We start from the raw sequence: 16,461 nt of genomic DNA, 5'->3' as shown, positions 1-16,461 counted from the left end.
GACTTCCTTACTCTTCCGCTATTCTGATTCTACGATGTCGATGCCTTGAATGACCACTTTTTCTATTGGCTTGCTTTTTTCATTATAGTTGTCCTGTTGCTCTACTGGAACATCAGCAATCGCCAGTAAAGTATCCATCCCTTCCGTCACTTTGCCGAATATGGTGTAGTTCGGGAATTGCGCCAGTGTCAGGCTGTCCTCTCCCGTGCAAATGAAAAACTGACTGCCATTCGTATTCGGCCCGGCATTCGCCATCGCGACAATTCCTGGCTCGTAAGTGTAAGAAGTTTTTAGTTCATCTTCGAAGGTATAGCCCGGTCCCCCTCTTCCCGTGCCTGTTGGATCGCCCCCCTGGATCATAAATGACTTGATAATCCTGTGGAATATAACATCGTTATAAAACCCTTGCTTCGACAGAAAAACAAAGTTGTTCACAGTCTTCGGTGCCGTATTGGCAAACATTTCGATCGTGAAGTCCCCTTTGTTCGTATGTACTTGAGCTTGATACGTTTTCGAAGTGTCGATGGTCATGGCAGGCGGGCTCTTATAGGTATTGGCCACCGACAGGGTTGGGACCGTATTCGCCTGATTCGTTCCTTGAGGCGGATGCTCTACCTCGCTCGGGATATAATTATGCTCGACATGGATTATTTTCCCTTTAATCTGCTTCAATGTGACGGGGCCGACGGAGGACGACCGGCTGTCGATGCTGACATTGTAATTGTCGCCAACTACAAACACTTGATCATTGCTCAGTGTCATCTCCGCCTGATCGACCTTATTCCCCGGTAGCACATTGGATGTTAAAAGTTCTCCGTTCACATACACATCCTCCTGATCTATCTGAACCGTTTCTCCGGGAAGCCCGATCACCCTTTTCATTGATAATTTGCCGTCCGGTCCTTCGAACACGACCAGGTCATTCCTCGAAACCGAATGAAGCTGGTCAAATTGCTTGTCCACCCATGTCCGTTCCCCGTTCAAGATGGTCGGATTCATAGAATTATCCGGCATGATAAAGTGCTCGTAACGATTTATTTTCGGCAGATCCTTGGATTCGAGAATGTCTAGAATCGCGTTTAGAGCCGAGTCATCCTCTAACTTTTCTTTGTCTAACTGCTGCTTGACCTGTTCGATTAATGACTGACCTCGGTTTTTCTTATTCGGATCGGCTCCATATTGAACGAGTAGCTTCACCAGTTCTGGCTTTTTCCCGTATATGGCCATATCCATATCATCCGGAGCAAAAGAGTAAACTGGATTGATCATATCTGGGATTGCTCCGTAATCCAGTAAAAGCTTTACCATCTTGATATTGTTGTGATATGACGCCATCCCCAGTGAGGAAATCCCGTCATTTCTATTGGCAAAATTCGGGCCGCCTCCGTGTTCGAGCCAATATCTTACCTTATCGAGGTTATTCGCGATCACCTCGCGGTAAACGTAATAGCTCTTATCCGTCACGATGTCGACATGATTCGTAGCGGAGTCCCATGTAACATCTCCCCCCGATGCTTCTCCCAGAAACCGGATGGGTACGAACGTCGAGCCATTTACTATGCGAGGAGCAATAGGTAGCTCTTTCTCCACGCCATTGATATATGCTTTACGGCTGCCCACCTGCAGCTGTACCTTCAAATTCGGAGCGGTTCCTATTACGGTTGAGCTCATCTGTTTCCACTCTACGCCAAAGCCAAGTGCTTCGAAGGAAGGCCGGAACTGAACGAGTGTATTTCCTTCCTCGACTATAGGCAGTTGATCATAGATTACCTGATATTCATTGACAAATACCCGAACAGGTTCATCCGCATGAACGGCAGGTGCCAAGCAAAACTGGAGCAAACACAGGAGGACAACTGTCTTGAAATGTCTCATCAACATAACACCTCTATCATTTTGTAGTTTTCTTTTCTTCAAGATTTTACCACATATATAATCAAATCGTCAGTTCACGCTAGTAAAATAATGATCCGAGGTACCACTATTTTGATAGTGATAAGGTTCACCTAATCTACTAGATACATGAATCATCATCCCTTTTCCGCTTTCATATTTCGTTCTGCGTAGTTCACTCTTCGTTCCACTAAACCAAAAAAAGCCGCGATATACGCGGCACTGAATCAGATAAAGTTCTAATAAACCGACACATGGCTGTGACTAATCTAGTTAAGAGATCCTGAAATCTTTACGTTAGTTAAACTAAAAAGTACCATATACACTTTCACATTCTTTCGCGGTCGGTTCATAAAAACAGTGCTTCTTCCATCTTCCTGCAAGTGGCTGATTATACCAAGTTGGCGGACATGGTCCGGGATTATCGAATGTTCCTGGACGGAAGTACCATAAGGAGAATCTGCCTGGCCAATCCCGCTCTCCATTCACAGCCCGTTGGGCCAGACGGCGTTCTCTCTCTCTTGCGTTTTGATAGTACAGACCATGTTGCAATGCTTCGAACGCATGCGGCTGGTTGATCATCTGGGGAATTGTCCGGATTCCTTTAAAATCGGAGCAATTCGCTCTTATTCGGTTAATACCAACATTTCCGACAAGGAGCATGCCTTTTTCGCCTTCGGTCTCTGCTTCAGCTCGAAGCAACCTTGCCAACATATCAACATCCTGTTTCCTGGCTTTTACGACTGCCATTGGCTCACCTCTTTAGATTTCTATACCCATCATATTGTAGGTGAAGCGGATGTGTTACTTTAGCAAAATGCTACAGCGTATAGAATCGAAACAACTGCTCGTTCGTAAATTTCCACTCCGGTGTTTGCAATTTATCACCAAAGGAGATATTGTACCAGGGGTTTCCCTTACCATTCGCAGGGTTCTCCAGAATGTGCATCTCTTGTGCAGGCGTATATCCCTGAGCCAGGAGAAAGAGCTTCTCGCCATTTTTCGGATTATAAGCCATATCCATGACTACAATCGCATGTCCTGGTGATCCCCCTTCGAGGAAAATATCACCCGGTCGCATTTCCGATAGCGTTATATGCTCCATTTCTTTTGCCAAGGATAAAGTGCCCGCATAAGCGAACACCATGTTCAGATAACTGCGAAAGCCCTCATAGCTATTGGAGCTGGCTCCGCGTTTCACCCAGGAAACCTTATTTCCTGTAACCTCAATCCGATTTCCTTTCGCCCATGTAGCGTAATCAGCTTTGAACCCATTGGTAAAGTTAAAATGAATCTTGTCGTACCATCCCTTACCGTATAAATATTCCGCGCGCAGTCTCATCACCGAATCGGCACATTGCTGGAGATCCCGTTCCCCCACATCCACATCCAATACCGCTTCGTAAACCTCTTTTGCCTTTAACTCACCGTTAAATAAATGAACCTTGGAGCCATGAGGCTTAAGCGGAATCTGACGTAAATATGCTTCATACGATCCATTCTCAACAGGTATCCGTTCGAATCCTTTGGGCACAGCAATGCGTTCTGCCACATTTGTCCCTTTAGGTTGAATCAGATCGGCTTTCAACGGTTTTACAGCAGACACAAGAGAATCGCCGCCCTCCGATCCTTGATCAGGATTTCCTTGACAGGAAACAAGTATAATTGCCATGGATATGCATAAAAGAAGACCCTTTTTCTTCAACAATTGCAGCACTCCGATCATTTGATCTCTTTACACACCCTTATCATACATAAAATACCAAATTATTGAAACATTAGCAGCATAAAAAGAGCACACCTCCTCAACGGAATTGTGCTCTATCTTTTACCCTTTCAGTTGGATCTGGCCAGGCAATTCCTGCGCATCCATCTCGCACATTGTGATCCTCGCTCCAATGGATTGAAAGCTGCCGATGACATCCTCATATCCTCGCTCAATGTGCTCAACACCTGTGATACTCGTCCTACCCTCTGCTGCTAACCCAGCTAGCAGCAGGCAGGTGCCGGCACGCACATCTGAAGCATGCACCCAACCGCCCTGCAGCGGCATTCCACCGCGAATAAATGCGCTTTCCTGCCGCAGCTCAATCTCTGCACCAAGCCGTCGCAGCTGAGGCACATGTGCGAATCGCTTCGGATAGACGCGGTCGGTAATGATGCTTTTCCCTTTGGCCTGCAACAGAAGTGCTGTCATCGGTTGTTGTAAATCGGTGGCAAAGCCCGGATACATGCCTGTACGAATCCGCGTTGCTTTAAGCGAACCCGTTCCATAAGCCGTAATGTGGCTCTCTCCGCACTCCACCTGAACCCCAATCTCTTCAAGCTTGGCAAGGCAGGCACCCAGATGCTCAGGTATGACATCTTGGACCGTAACTTGCCCCCCGTTGATCCCCGCAGCCATTAGAAATGCTCCTGCGATCAACCTGTCCGGAATCACGCTGTGCGTTCCCCCATTTAAATAAGAGACGCCTTCAATGCGAATACGGTCAGTTCCCGCTCCATAAATCCTCGCGCCAAGCCGATTCAAGAAGACTGCCGTATCAACCACTTCCGGGTCCACAGCCGCGTTGAACAGTTGTGTCCGCCCTTTTGCCCGCACAGCCGCCAGCATCGCATTAATCGTCGCACCGGAGGTAATGGTGTCGAAATAAATATCTGCTCCCTTCAGCTCGGCTGCCTCGACGACATAATAGTCGCTAAAGATGTGAACCTGAGCTCCTAAGGCTTGAAACACCTTGATATGCTGATCGATCGGTCTTGAAACGAAATCGTCTCCACCTGGGAATCCGATCGTGACTCGGCCAAATTTGGACAGAAGAGCACCTGCAAAATAATAAGAGGCCCGGTAGCTCGAAGCCTTGCCAGGGTCAATTACTGCGCTGTGAATCCTGCGTGGGTCGATGACGACTTGTCCACCTTCTTGTTTCAGCTCCATCCCGATATCACGGCTTATACCCGCAATGATGTTAACATCATCTATCCGCGGAATGCCTTCCAACGTTACGAGATCGTCCGCCAGACTAGCGGCAACTAACAGAGCAAGAGAACTATTCTTGGCTCCAGGTATATGTACTTTTCCGTTGAGCGGTCCTGAATACTCCGCCTGAATATATTTCATTAGGTTATTCCCACTTTCGTTATGACGATATCAGTTCCGACTCGAGCACGTAGCCGCTGCCCCGTACTGCGCTAATGAGAAAGGTTTCTTTGCCGTATTTTTTGCGCACCCGATAAATCAGGGCATTTAATTCATCAAACGACACATCCGAGACGCCTTCCACGCCCGGCGACCGTTCCGGCCATACGTTAGATTTGATTTCCTCAATCGTAACAAGCTGGTTCGCTTTCTCATGAAGCACACGAATCAGCAAATATTCTTTTTCTGACATCGGGATCCGCTTCCCTTCGACTACACATTCCCTTTTCTCCCAATGTATTGTCAGAGGCAATTCGGGCACTTCTAGCTGCCTAGTGATGCTGAGCGGTTCGATTTCAAGCGTTTGATCGGCAAACATATAAGAAAAGTGGAGGACAGTCATGCCTTTTGCAAGCCTAATAATATCAAAATTGTTTAGTGGGTATGGGGTGTGGGGTGTTAATCGTACGCCGTTGATTTCCGTTCCGTGACGGCTCCCCAGATCGTACAGCACTGCCTTGTCCTGCTCCTTACGGATGACGAAATGCTGCCGAGAAATAAAAGCGTTCGTAAAGGCCAAATCTGGCGTCAGCTGATTGGACACCCGCCCGACAAGCGTTTCAAACTCGCCCAGATTGATGCAAGTGCCCGGTTGGTAAGGTTCTCCGCGAATGATGTACAGGCATGCAAAATCTTCTTCCATTCTGATACCTCCGTTTTATTAGGGCAAACTGCCACCGATCGTGCAGAATACCACTATTTATCGTAACTCAAACTGAGCATGAATATAATCACTTTTCACTGATGATTCACTCACATTTCAATAACATCGAACGTTATCCAATACCTTAACGCTATGGCAAAAGATAACCCTTTTCAACCGCCTCTTCCAGCAAAGCAGCTACATATTCACCTAATATAGGAGCAGCTTCCGCAATGATGGCTACCCTTTTCTGAACGGAAGCAACCGCGACCTGATTGGCTTTCCATGCTTTTCCTTCGGTATAAAAATTATGAAGCACCGGGTGAAGACGGTCGATTGCTGCAGCATATTTGGCTTCAGCCGTATGGCCTTCTTCAAATTCAAGCCATAAATCCATCCATTCTTTTTGCTGATCCGCTGGAAGAATCCCATAAATGCGCTTAGCGGCCGCTAATTCCCGCTCCCATTTATCCTCATTGCCTTTGACGTCGTAGGCAAATGTATCACCTGCATCAATCTCAACTAGATCATGAATGAGGAGCATGTGTACGATTTTTTTCACATCCAAATTGCGCTCTACTGCATGTTCTAGGAGCAAAATCCCCATGACAGCAATATGCCAGGTATGCTCTGCATCATTTTCGCGCCGAGAGCCATTCATTAGGTAAGATTGCCGGAGCACATGCTTCAATTCATCAATCTCACGAATAAACTGAATTTGTTGTCTAATACGATCTATGGTCATCTCAAAAATCTCCTTGTAGTGATTCATTATGTTGTATGTTATTTTTAGCATTTCTGGGCTTTGCTTTATATAATAACAGGCCACAGATTAATACCGTTACTCCTACTGCTTTTTGAATGGTAAAAGGGACAGTCTCCAACCCGAACCAGCCCACGGAATCCCACCATACGGCACATAGCAATTGGGATACCATTACAATCGAAATCGCGTAGCTTGGTCCCAGCATTTTCACACCATTTACAACACACGTCACAACACCAATCCCTAGCAAACCGCTAAACCAGAACCATGGCTGCATAGATTTCACAGAGAAGAGTCCCGTTCCATCGAAGAGGAATCCCATACTAATGGATGCTAAGAAACCCATCCCCAGCACAAGAGCCGTCGTGGAATGTGAGCTCACAGCTTCATTCACTTTACTATTGAACATCGTTTGAATGCTTATGAAGGCGCCTGCCATTATGGCCATCAATACCCCTACGATCATGATTTGCTCTCCCCATTCTCATAAATATTCCAGCCTGCCACTTCGGTTAGCCCCTCCCGGTCGATCACAACGAGCTTACCCTTACTCCGCTCAACGAGCCCTGTGGAACAAAATCCCTGAAGAACCCGGTTCAAATGTCGGTAACTTGTTCCGATCAGGTTTGCTGTATCTTTTAAACTCGTCATATTTAAACTGGAAAGCTCTGCCCCCTTCTCATCCTCCGCAGAGACTGACAGTAGATAACTGGCGAGCCTAACTTCAACTGGATACAGAAGAATAGAACTAAGCGATTTCGATTTTTGGTAAAATTTATGAGAAACTAAGTTAAGTAAAAATCGCAGAAATGAAGTCTCGTCTTCATATTGGGTTAACCAACGTTTATGAACACCTATCGTCTCTACAGGAAATACAGCTGTTACTGTGTTGAGATTCACCTTCTCACTCAAACATTCAATTTCACCAATTACCCCTAATGGGATTGTAAAATTAATTAGCAGTGTTCTACCTTCCGATGAGGTGGTATACACTTTGACCTTGCCTTGCACGATAAAATGAATATATTGGGGAACTTCACCTTGCAGACATAAGGCTTCATCCGGTTCAAAACGGTATAGGGCCAGATGTTTTCGCAACTCCTTCGGTATCACATCATCCAGACCAAATTGACTGAGATACTGATTGATCCGTTTCGTATCCATGATTTCTTTCATTGCTGTCATCCCACCTTACTTGGCACACTCATTTTTATAAAGTCAAACATAAAATACCGATAACCATTAACCCGACACCGACCCATTGCGATGTTCGCAATCGAGGCGAAACCGAGGCGAAGAAGCCTCTTTTTTCCAAGATTAAGGTTACTAGGATTTGAGCAATCAGCACCGCCGACACCGTTAGTGCCGCGCCATTGCGGTGAAACGCTGTTATGTTGCTAAATAGGATAAAAGCAGCAAAAGCTCCTCCGAGCAGATATGCTGGCTTCACTTTCTTAACGTTTTTCCACGATTTATCACCGACCATCCAGACGAGCAGCAATGCGGCTACAAACCCAGTCCCCTGCGTAAGTGCAGCTGCCTGCCATGTTCCGATCTTCTCACCGATGAACGCGTTCGCTGTCCCCTGTAAAGTAAGGAAAACACCGCCTAAAATAGCATATATGACACCTTTCATCTTCCTGTATGCCTCCTCATCTTCAATCCTTATTCTAATATAACGAGGAGTAAGGGGAGCCTGATAGGACATATGTCCTCGTTTATTATCTCTATGTTTTATCTACTTTGCAAAAAGGCAGCCGATCCACAAGGGATCAGCTGCCTTTCTTGTTGGCTGCCTATTTATTTACTTGCCGTATAGCCGTTCAAGAACCGACCATATCGCCATTGCTTATTTTGACACGTCTAGTCGTCATGACATACTGCAGCGCCCCTAGGACGACGAATACAGCCATAACACCCGCCGAGTATCTGTACATCACCGAGTAGTTCGTTGCCGATGAAATGATACCGAGCAGAATCGAACCTATCGCAACGCCGAAATCCGTTGAATTGTAAAACATGCTGTTCGCCATGCCATACTGCTCTGGCCGCGAGGAACGCAGCATCCAGGCCTGAATGGTAGGCTGAATGGCGCCGAATCCTATACCATAAAGTAGCGCCGACACGATGAGCATCGGCATCGTATGTGTATTCGACAGCACCGCCATGCTGGCCGTGACAAACAATCCAGCAGGAATGAGCACTGACGCATGTCCGAAACGATCAAAGATGCGACCGGAGAACGGACGAACGAGAATAATCGTCACGGCGTTGAACAAGAAGAATAAGCCCACTTGTTCAATATGTACATAGTCGCCGAACAACGCAAGAAAACTAAGCAGACCGCTGTACGTGATAGAGAGAAAAACATTCAGCAGCACGGGGAACAACAGTTTTCGGTTAAAGCCTGGTTTGGCTGCAGTGTTGGATAAATTGGCTTGCTGAGCAGGCTTTGCCGGCTCTATAAGGGCTTGATCCCGCTTCGAACGCGAAAGCCACAAGATTGGAAAAATAGCCACGGATGTTATCAAACCGATCATTGTCAATGGCATGAAACCGGCTTGTTTCATCACATTCAGCCCGATGGATGGACCGATCGACATGGCCAAACTCGTAGACAACCCGAAATAACCAATGCCCTCGCCCATACGGCGCAATGGAATGATACGGGATACCAGCGTCGGCAAAATTGTGCTCGCCATCCCGAAGCCGATGCCGTAGCCAATACGCAGCGACAATAACGTGGCGAAAGAGCCCGCGGCCGCGTACAGCGCCGTCGTTGCCGCAGCGATGATAAGGCCTGCCAGCAGCAGCTTCATTCGCGATACACGCTGCATGAGCGATGCCGTCGCGAAACGGGATACGATGGCCGCCAACGCGAATACAGCCGTCACCAAGCTGGTTTGGATGTTGCCAGCGTGAAATTCATCCTTCACATAGGCTGGAAAGGATGAAAGAAGCATTTGCAAACTGAGGAATAATAGAAAAAAACAAGTTGTCAACGCAATGAACGGTCTCGTCCATAGTGGAGTTGGCTGTTGTTCTTGCTGCACGTTAACTTCATCTCCAATCAAAATATATGACAATAGTATTAGTCTTCGACTTGCTCCGTATGTCCGAGCTTTCCGCCGATATGCCGTTGAATACGCAGCAGCAAGTCCATCATGATGGCATACTCCTCTTCCGACATGCATGCTTTTACTTCCGCCGTCATACTGTCTTCGATCGGGGTAGTGACGCGGATGACCTCTTGTCCAAGCTCCGTACTATATACGAGAAATGATCGTCGATCACGATCGCCCGCTTTCTTATAGATAAGTCCCTTCTTCTCCAAATGGTCCAAAATCCGCGTCGTCGTTGGCTTGTCCTTACTGGTCCGTTCAGCGATTTCACGCTGGATCAAGCCTTGAGCGCAATCAATATGATACAACGCAGACCATTGCTCCGGCGTTATGCCATGTGCGCTCAGCCGTTGTTGAAACAAGGCCGACAGCTTGCGGTATGTAACGCCCATCGCAAATCCGATCGGCAGCATGTTAGATTCGATTGACATGTTTGATGCCCCTTCGAAATTAGTTGTTTAGACAACTATATGCTAGACAACCAATTCTGTCAAGGTCATCAAGGTCTTCTGATCTGCAATGATGCATGGTTCATTTGGGGTGGTCAGCAGCCCTCCGTCTTGTTATGATGAGTCTACATTGGGTAGCGCGAAACGAATGAAGTTGGAGGTTCTACATATGAGCACAGGATCGAAACGGAAAGCGATCGTAGTCGGGGCGGGAATCGGTGGATTATGCACGGCCTTGTCTCTTCAGCTGGAGGGTTGGCAAGTACTGGTTTACGACAAGGCAACATCACTGAGAGAAGCCGGCGCCGGCATTGTGCTAGCTGCCAATGCGATGAAAGCACTCGATCTTCTTGGCGTTGGGGAAACAGTCAGACACGTAGGGGCACCAGTCGTTCAGGCTGACATTCGAACGTGGGAAGGCACCGTCATTACAAGTCTTCCAGCGGCCAAACAAGCGGCACTATACGGCATGCAAAGCTATGTCATCCATAGAGCTGACCTGCAATCGATTCTTGTGCAAGCCGTAAGTGAGAGAGCAACGATTCAGACCCATAAACAGTGGGTTGATGGGAAACAAAGTGACCAGGGAGCCATCGCTGTTTTCGGAGATGGTACTCAGGAGGAAGCCGATGTTATTATCGGAGCAGATGGGATTCACTCTGCCGTAAGAGAACACCTTTTCGGTCAACATCCAGTCCGTTACTCGGGGTATCTCGCTTTAAGAGGTGTCTGTTCAACGGAGGAGGCACTCCACGGAAATAATGGCGGGGGATTCGAGGCGCTGGGACCCGGCAAACGTTTCGGACTTTCCAGCCTCGGCAATGGCCGTCTATTCTGGTTTGCAGCAATTAATGCGCCTGAAGGGAACATACCGCCGATAGAAATGAGGAAGGCAGAACTATTGCGTCAATTTCACGGTTGGTACAGCCCGATCGTGTCTGCTATTGAAGCAACTGAAGGCTCCACCATTCTTGGTCATCCTATCTTTGACCGCCCCCCTTTACGCAGGTGGAGTTCCGGTAGAATGACGTTGCTCGGCGATGCAGCCCATCCAATGCTGCCGAACTTAGGGCAAGGCGGCGCTCAGGCAATTGAAGATGCCATCGTCCTGGCAAGGTGCCTGCGGCATTCGGATATTCCGTCTGCACTTTTAGCCTATGAGAAAGAGCGTAAGGCACGTACTAACCGGATCGTACGGATGTCTCGGTCCATGGGACGAATCGTACAACTTGAGAACCCGCTGCTTATCTACGGCCGAAATAAGATTCTAGCTTCTTTATCTGATGCTGGTTATATTCGCCGTTTTGATTCTATTATTGGTTATGAAGTGCAGTAATTGGGCATAGCTTCTTCACATGAAATGGACAGTCCAAGTCTGCCTTTATTTCATAGATTCCGCGATTTTCAATAAATCATCTACTGTAAACTTTTTGCTTAAGTTTTTCTTGCCTACCGCTAATTTATAATTCAAACCATCTTTCTGAAAACGAATTTCATATCCCAAATCAAAGTTTGCATGATATAACACTTTTGTTCCGTCTTTTAGCTGGAGAATCTCGGTGTTTTTCCAAATAAATCGATCTAGATGCTCAGTTACAGGGAATACCGCGATGTGCAAGTAGCTGTGCAGAGACTCCATGCCATATCCTAAATCTAGAGTCTCAGGCAGCGTTCCATTTTTTTCAGTCATATAACCATGAAAGCCAGTAATCTCAGCTGGGAATTCCGTGGGCACCAATACGCGTCTGTGATACTTCAATTGATATTCCTTCACCAATTTCGCTTCTTCCAGCAGTGGCTTAGCACCATCGTGAATAACCTGTATGTATGAAATTTTTTCATCTCTAACGATGATTTCCCATATGAATGCGACTCGTTCACCGCCAGGTTCACCTTTAAAATACGCTACCACGACTTGAGTATCTTTTTTTTGAGGTGTTGTAAGTACGTTGAATTTACCAATCGCAGTGGTTTCTTTTAACTCTGGAATCGCTAACCTTGTATCAAATAAATATGACCTAGCTAAATCATGTTCATTTTTTATAACATGATTGATAAAATGTTCAACCACTTTCTTAGGTTGTTCGGCTTGCGCATCTTTAGATGCAAATAAACTGCTAAGTGTAAGAAGTAAGAATAGAAAATTTACTCGTTTTTTCATAAAATCAACACCAGCCCCTTTTGAGATTATTTTCCCCATCGAGCCGAAAACTAACTATTATCGATATAACAAAAAGAGCCGCGCTCAGCGCGACCCTCATATATTTACATTCAACTACAAAACTTTCGAAAGAAACGATTTCGTTCGTTCCTGCGTCGGTTGCTCAAAAATCTGCTGCGGCTTGCCTTCCTCAACGATCACACCCTGCTCCATGAACATAACGCGGTCGCCCACTTCACGAGCAAAGCCCATTTCATGGGTAACGACGACCATCGTCATCCCCTCTTTAGCTAATTGCTTCATTACCGCGAGCACTTCGCCAACCATCTCAGGATCGAGAGCTGATGTCGGCTCATCGAACAACATGATCTTCGGCTCCATAGCCAGGGCCCGGGCAATCGCCACACGCTGTGCTTGACCGCCGGATAGCGAGTCAGGCAACGCATTCGCTTTATCCGCAAGTCCTACCTTGGCGAGCAGCTCCAGAGCGTTCTTCCGCGCTTTCTCCTCTGGCCATTTGCGAACCTGCATCGGCGCCAACATGATGTTATCAATCACCTTCATATGCGGAAAGAGGTGAAACCGTTGAAACACCATGCCCAATTCCATGCGGATCTCATTGATTTTATTCGCTGGATCCATCAGATTACGGCCCTCGATATGAATTGTACCGCCATTCGGCTGTTCTAACAGGTTCAAACAACGCAGGAACGTTGATTTCCCAGAACCCGAAGGTCCAATAACAACGAGCACCTCTTGGTGCTGAATATCCGTGCTAATGTCACGCAAAACGACGTTATCACCGAATGCTTTTTTCAAATTACGAACTTCAATCATGGCCGTCATCGTTATACTCTCCTTTCGATATAGCTGAGAAGCTTGCTAAGAGAGTAGGTTAAAATGAAATAAATAAGTGCAGCTGTTAGATATGGCTCCCATACCCGGAAATATTGGCTGCGCATCGCGTTCGACCAATACATCAGTTCAGGTGCTGCGATAATAGCAAACAAGGATGAATCTTTGACCAAAACAATAAATTCGTTACCGAACGGTGGAATCATACGCTTAATGGCTTGCGGTAAAACAACCGACTTCATCGTTTGAAAATGCGTCATGCCCAGGGAATGCGCCGCTTCCGTTTGACCTTTGTCAATGGATTGAATACCTGCCCGGAAAATCTCCGCCATATACCCCGCTGAATTTAAGGATAAGGCAACGATGGAAGCGACGATCGGGTTCGTTTCCCCTAGAATCAGTGGTACGACGCCGAAGTGCACAAGTAATATTTGAACGAGCAACGGTGTGCCACGGAAAAAGTTAACATACATGCTAGTTGGCCATCTCAGATAGCCGCGGTGTGACATTTTACCTAAACCAACTGCCAGCCCTAATACGGACCCGAAACAAATGGAGAGAATGGAAATACCAATCGTCCATAACGTACCTTTCAGCAGCAAGGGCAAGTAATCAAGAATAATATCCCAGCGAAAATCCATTCCACACTTCCTTCCTTTAATTATTGTGCTACTCACAGAATAAAAGCATGCGCAAGGTTACATTACGCATGCTTTTGAATTTTATTTTTGATCGAGCAACTTCTTCGTATCTGGCTCTTGACCGAACCACTTTTTGTATACGGTCGCGTACGTGCCGTTCTCAATCACTTTCTTGATCGCAGGATCAATCTTCGCTTTGAGGTCACTGCCTTTTGGAAGCAAAATGCCGTAGTACTCAGAATCAAAGTTTTTTGGATCTGCGATGGAAACGAGTTTTTTATTTGGATTATTTTTTACATATTCACGAATGATAGCAATATCAGCAACAACTGCGTCTACACCGTTGTTCTCAAGTTCGAGTAATGCCAATGTGTTGTTGTCCATACGTTTCAAAGACTTGTTATCGGAACCCATGATTTTCGTCATTAGCGTATCCGCTGTCGTCGAAATTTGAACCGCTACTTTCTTATCTTTCAGATCCGCGGCGCTTTTGATCGGGCTGCCTTCTTTAACAAGAATCATGTTCGTGGATTCAAAATAAGGAGCCGAATAATCATAAGTTTGTTTACGCTCATCTGTAATCGACACGCTGGAAATCCCTGCTTGATACTCTTTACCTTGTTGAACACTCGTCAACATTGTATCCCAACCTGTGTTCGTCACACTATAGGCAAGACCTGCTTCTTTCATCACTTCTCCAACGAAGTCAATATCAAAACCAGATACCTTATCTTTATCCATGAATTCCATCGGTGCATAAGCGGCATCTGTTGCAAATTTTACTTTTGTGCCACCGCTGTCTTTTGCTCCACAAGCTGTCATTGTCAAAACCAAAGCTGCTGCTACAACTGAAAATATGACCTTTTTCACTATTGAATTCCCCCGTTCTATGTAATGGACGTTTCATATATTAACACTTGGTCAATAAAATGACAACACCTACAAGCTACAAATATCCGTGGAAATTGCAGGAAAAGTGTATTTTTATGCATTTTCATTTCTATGCACAACATTTATATAGCTTGTTTGTTCTTATGCCCAAAAGAAAAAAACACTTAGGTCTAATAAACCCAAGTGCTCCACAGATCATGAAACTGTTCACATCATTTTCAAAATTGCTTCCCTGCCTGTCATACCCGCCACAATGCCTAAGTCTTCCGCCGTATACGTCACCGATTCAAGCGGTGCTTCCAGGAGCTCTTCAATCGTGCGAACCCCGGTTGCGCGTGCCGCTACAATATTCCTGTCACTTAATCGCTCGTTGAGAAGTCCCACGTCAAGGGCTCCACACATAATATAACCTTTATCCGTTGTCACCACTAGCAAGGTTGTCTTTGGCAATTTAACCTCTATCGCGATTGCTGTATGTCCTTCAAGAAGAATGGGTTCTACGCGCATCATACTCTGCACAGCTCCTCTTCGCAGTCTTACGGTAGTATATGCGCCCGCGGCTAGTACGGTGTGACATCGTTGTAAAGATTATGTATTTTTTCTATTCAGAGCCTTCTGAGCGCTCTCCGTTCGGCTTGCGGTTGACACACCTTGCAAACACCAACGACTCTTCCTTGCTCATCGGCATAGAAGGACAACTTCTTTTCTTTTTTACGGCAATAGGAGCACGTTTGCTTATTAATGCTTTGAGACTTTTTACGGCGCTGCAACGACATGTTAATAACCTTATTCGTCTCAACCTTATCCTTCATTTTCAAAGTAAATTTATAAACCAAAAGAAGGACAAGAAGTAGGATGACAACGAGTACAATCCATTTCATAGTTCACCTTCCTTATGCCATTTATTTTACTTCAAAGCTTTATTGGAGGTGCAGTCCCGTATTGGCTTTTATCACCCGTATGGTTTCCTTCTGCTCCTTAATGGTATCTTCATATCTCTTTAATTGTTCTCGAAATTGTTCATATTCTTCCTCTGCTAATTTAAGGCTGACTTCCGCTTCAATTAACTTTAATCGCAACGCTTCTCTTGCTGCTGCATCTTCTTCCAATCCGATTCCTCCTTCTGTCATTTGATTTTCCAACCGTCACAGATACCGAGAGGAAGTTCACTAAGACCATAGTACTTCTCCCTGGAATAGGAGGCAATACAAATATTACCTGCTGCAAAACCTTTTGTGAAAGAGGATCTACATTTGATTGTGATATCGTGATATAGTACATATAAGTGCGATTTCAGTGCGGTAAGGAGGCCATATGAGCCAACGGGATTCAAACATAAGTCCGAAGAGTGGACATTTATTCACCGTAGAGATTTTAATTGAAGAAACAACTAATGGCCTTGCAATGGAAAAGCTCCTTCACTTGTTAAATGTAGACAGCGTCAAAGATTATCAAATTCTTAAAGGTATTGGGCTTGGGCAGCTAATTGAACTCAACAAGAAACCTGAAAGCCTTCCTTCCATACATACAAGTAAGAAGCCCACAGCTCCTCCGCCAGCTCCCGCTCCTTCGGCAGTTCCATTGGCGAAGCGAGTGACAAGTTCGGAAGCAGCCTCTAACATTGTGGAGCAGCTCGAGAAATTTAAAGCTGGCAATACGTTAATCCGTTTGACGGTCATTAAAGCGCAAGGCATCAAGCTCAGTCTGCCCTGTCGCATCTTGAATTTTGACGGGAGCAGTCAGAATGTCACTGTTTATCACGTCGACGAGAAGAAAGTATATTTATTTAAGTTGAACGAGATCGAAGATTACGAAACATTTAATTGAGAAAAAGGTACCTT

Annotated in this window: 20 protein-coding genes; 2 read left to right on the top strand and 18 right to left on the bottom strand. The window is 45.9% G+C overall.

The window, feature by feature from the left end:
- Positions 1–18 precede the first annotated feature (18 nt).
- From lepB to A8709_RS19385, 11 genes are all read right to left on the bottom strand, one after another.
- Positions 19–1,875: a signal peptidase I gene (gene lepB / locus A8709_RS35200; RefSeq protein ID WP_167357128.1), complete on the bottom strand. Its 1,857-nt coding sequence runs from the start codon at positions 1,873–1,875 to the stop codon at positions 19–21.
- A gap of 324 nt (positions 1,876–2,199) precedes the next feature.
- Positions 2,200–2,643, bottom strand: a complete 444-nt coding sequence (locus tag A8709_RS19430) for a cell wall hydrolase (RefSeq protein ID WP_065854212.1) — start codon at positions 2,641–2,643, stop codon at positions 2,200–2,202.
- A gap of 70 nt (positions 2,644–2,713) precedes the next feature.
- A complete protein-coding gene (locus A8709_RS19425) occupies positions 2,714–3,565 on the bottom strand; it encodes a DUF4846 domain-containing protein (RefSeq protein WP_208607709.1) in 852 nt (283 codons plus the stop codon).
- 156 nt (positions 3,566–3,721) lie between these two features.
- The gene (gene murA, locus A8709_RS19420) at positions 3,722–5,014 is read right to left on the bottom strand and encodes a UDP-N-acetylglucosamine 1-carboxyvinyltransferase (protein ID WP_065854210.1); all 1,293 of its coding nucleotides are present in this window, start codon (positions 5,012–5,014) and stop codon (positions 3,722–3,724) included.
- Between the two features lie 19 nt (positions 5,015–5,033).
- Positions 5,034–5,735: an FHA domain-containing protein gene (locus A8709_RS19415; RefSeq protein ID WP_065854208.1), complete on the bottom strand. Its 702-nt coding sequence runs from the start codon at positions 5,733–5,735 to the stop codon at positions 5,034–5,036.
- 151 nt (positions 5,736–5,886) lie between these two features.
- Positions 5,887–6,480, bottom strand: coding sequence for an HD domain-containing protein (locus A8709_RS19410; RefSeq protein WP_065854206.1), 594 nt, complete (start codon positions 6,478–6,480; stop codon positions 5,887–5,889).
- Position 6,481: 1 nt separating this feature from the next.
- Positions 6,482–6,967 carry a DMT family transporter gene (locus A8709_RS19405; RefSeq protein ID WP_065854204.1) on the bottom strand — a complete coding sequence of 162 codons (486 nt, stop codon included), beginning with the start codon at positions 6,965–6,967 and terminating at the stop codon, positions 6,482–6,484.
- Positions 6,964–7,677, bottom strand: coding sequence for a Crp/Fnr family transcriptional regulator (locus tag A8709_RS19400; RefSeq protein WP_065854202.1), 714 nt, complete (start codon positions 7,675–7,677; stop codon positions 6,964–6,966). Before A8709_RS19400 ends, A8709_RS19405 begins: the two co-directional genes overlap by 4 nt.
- 34 nt (positions 7,678–7,711) lie before the next feature.
- Positions 7,712–8,137: a DMT family transporter gene (locus A8709_RS19395; protein ID WP_065854200.1), complete on the bottom strand. Its 426-nt coding sequence runs from the start codon at positions 8,135–8,137 to the stop codon at positions 7,712–7,714.
- 187 nt (positions 8,138–8,324) lie between these two features.
- Positions 8,325–9,554 (bottom strand): MFS transporter, encoded by a 1,230-nt coding sequence (locus tag A8709_RS19390; protein WP_244163260.1) that lies wholly within the window; start codon positions 9,552–9,554, stop codon positions 8,325–8,327.
- Between the two features lie 38 nt (positions 9,555–9,592).
- On the bottom strand, positions 9,593–10,054 hold the full coding sequence (locus tag A8709_RS19385; protein WP_065854197.1) for a MarR family winged helix-turn-helix transcriptional regulator: 462 nt from the start codon (positions 10,052–10,054) through the stop codon (positions 9,593–9,595).
- Positions 10,055–10,241: 187 nt separating this feature from the next.
- Here A8709_RS19385 and A8709_RS19380 point away from each other — a divergent pair, with 187 nt between their 5' ends.
- On the top strand, positions 10,242–11,408 hold the full coding sequence (locus A8709_RS19380) for an FAD-dependent monooxygenase (RefSeq protein WP_084225160.1): 1,167 nt from the start codon (positions 10,242–10,244) through the stop codon (positions 11,406–11,408).
- 45 nt (positions 11,409–11,453) lie between these two features.
- On the opposite strand, the gene A8709_RS19375 is transcribed toward A8709_RS19380, so the two are convergent.
- The 7 genes from A8709_RS19375 to A8709_RS19345 form a co-directional block, all read right to left on the bottom strand.
- On the bottom strand, positions 11,454–12,272 hold the full coding sequence (locus A8709_RS19375; protein ID WP_141692594.1) for a hypothetical protein: 819 nt from the start codon (positions 12,270–12,272) through the stop codon (positions 11,454–11,456).
- Between the two features lie 75 nt (positions 12,273–12,347).
- Entirely contained in the window at positions 12,348–13,070 is a 723-nt protein-coding gene (locus A8709_RS19370; protein ID WP_065854273.1) for an amino acid ABC transporter ATP-binding protein, read from the bottom strand.
- 11 nt (positions 13,071–13,081) lie between these two features.
- Entirely contained in the window at positions 13,082–13,729 is a 648-nt protein-coding gene (locus A8709_RS19365; protein ID WP_065854192.1) for an amino acid ABC transporter permease, read from the bottom strand.
- Positions 13,730–13,810: 81 nt separating this feature from the next.
- Positions 13,811–14,551 (bottom strand): basic amino acid ABC transporter substrate-binding protein, encoded by a 741-nt coding sequence (locus tag A8709_RS19360; protein WP_065854271.1) that lies wholly within the window; start codon positions 14,549–14,551, stop codon positions 13,811–13,813.
- A gap of 276 nt (positions 14,552–14,827) precedes the next feature.
- Complete coding sequence (locus A8709_RS19355; protein WP_065854190.1) at positions 14,828–15,130, bottom strand: YunC family protein; 303 nt, start codon at positions 15,128–15,130, stop codon at positions 14,828–14,830.
- Between the two features lie 95 nt (positions 15,131–15,225).
- The gene (locus tag A8709_RS19350; protein WP_065854188.1) at positions 15,226–15,501 is read right to left on the bottom strand and encodes a hypothetical protein; all 276 of its coding nucleotides are present in this window, start codon (positions 15,499–15,501) and stop codon (positions 15,226–15,228) included.
- A 39-nt stretch (positions 15,502–15,540) separates the two neighbouring features.
- Positions 15,541–15,729 (bottom strand): hypothetical protein, encoded by a 189-nt coding sequence (locus A8709_RS19345; protein WP_065854186.1) that lies wholly within the window; start codon positions 15,727–15,729, stop codon positions 15,541–15,543.
- 205 nt (positions 15,730–15,934) lie between these two features.
- On the opposite strand from A8709_RS19345, the gene A8709_RS19340 reads away from it, so the two are divergent.
- On the top strand, positions 15,935–16,447 hold the full coding sequence (locus A8709_RS19340) for a hypothetical protein (protein WP_065854184.1): 513 nt from the start codon (positions 15,935–15,937) through the stop codon (positions 16,445–16,447).
- Positions 16,448–16,461 lie beyond the last annotated feature (14 nt).

This window comes from Paenibacillus pectinilyticus (assembly GCF_001700435.1).
Lineage (GTDB): Bacteria > Bacillota > Bacilli > Paenibacillales > NBRC-103111 > Paenibacillus_E > Paenibacillus_E pectinilyticus.
The sequence above is the reverse complement of the archived record's forward strand: the minus strand, read 5'-3'. Positions and strand labels throughout refer to the sequence as shown.

Coding starts and splice junctions, on each gene's coding strand:
- lepB (WP_167357128.1), bottom strand. CDS start 1,875: ATGAGACATTTCAAGACAGTTGTCCTCCTGTGTTTGCTCCAGTTTTGC.
- A8709_RS19370 (WP_065854273.1), bottom strand. CDS start 13,070: ATGATTGAAGTTCGTAATTTGAAAAAAGCATTCGGTGATAACGTCGTT.
- A8709_RS19415 (WP_065854208.1), bottom strand. CDS start 5,735: ATGGAAGAAGATTTTGCATGCCTGTACATCATTCGCGGAGAACCTTAC.
- A8709_RS19380 (WP_084225160.1), top strand. CDS start 10,242: ATGAGCACAGGATCGAAACGGAAAGCGATCGTAGTCGGGGCGGGAATC.
- A8709_RS19360 (WP_065854271.1), bottom strand. CDS start 14,551: ATGACAGCTTGTGGAGCAAAAGACAGCGGTGGCACAAAAGTAAAATTT.
- A8709_RS19430 (WP_065854212.1), bottom strand. CDS start 2,643: ATGGCAGTCGTAAAAGCCAGGAAACAGGATGTTGATATGTTGGCAAGG.
- A8709_RS19355 (WP_065854190.1), bottom strand. CDS start 15,130: ATGATGCGCGTAGAACCCATTCTTCTTGAAGGACATACAGCAATCGCG.
- A8709_RS19395 (WP_065854200.1), bottom strand. CDS start 8,137: ATGAAAGGTGTCATATATGCTATTTTAGGCGGTGTTTTCCTTACTTTA.
- A8709_RS19375 (WP_141692594.1), bottom strand. CDS start 12,272: ATGGGGAAAATAATCTCAAAAGGGGCTGGTGTTGATTTTATGAAAAAA.
- A8709_RS19410 (WP_065854206.1), bottom strand. CDS start 6,480: ATGACCATAGATCGTATTAGACAACAAATTCAGTTTATTCGTGAGATT.
- A8709_RS19365 (WP_065854192.1), bottom strand. CDS start 13,729: ATGGATTTTCGCTGGGATATTATTCTTGATTACTTGCCCTTGCTGCTG.
- A8709_RS19425 (WP_208607709.1), bottom strand. CDS start 3,565: ATGGCAATTATACTTGTTTCCTGTCAAGGAAATCCTGATCAAGGATCG.
- A8709_RS19340 (WP_065854184.1), top strand. CDS start 15,935: ATGAGCCAACGGGATTCAAACATAAGTCCGAAGAGTGGACATTTATTC.
- A8709_RS19350 (WP_065854188.1), bottom strand. CDS start 15,501: ATGAAATGGATTGTACTCGTTGTCATCCTACTTCTTGTCCTTCTTTTG.
- A8709_RS19385 (WP_065854197.1), bottom strand. CDS start 10,054: ATGTCAATCGAATCTAACATGCTGCCGATCGGATTTGCGATGGGCGTT.
- A8709_RS19400 (WP_065854202.1), bottom strand. CDS start 7,677: ATGAAAGAAATCATGGATACGAAACGGATCAATCAGTATCTCAGTCAA.
- A8709_RS19405 (WP_065854204.1), bottom strand. CDS start 6,967: ATGATCGTAGGGGTATTGATGGCCATAATGGCAGGCGCCTTCATAAGC.
- murA (WP_065854210.1), bottom strand. CDS start 5,014: ATGAAATATATTCAGGCGGAGTATTCAGGACCGCTCAACGGAAAAGTA.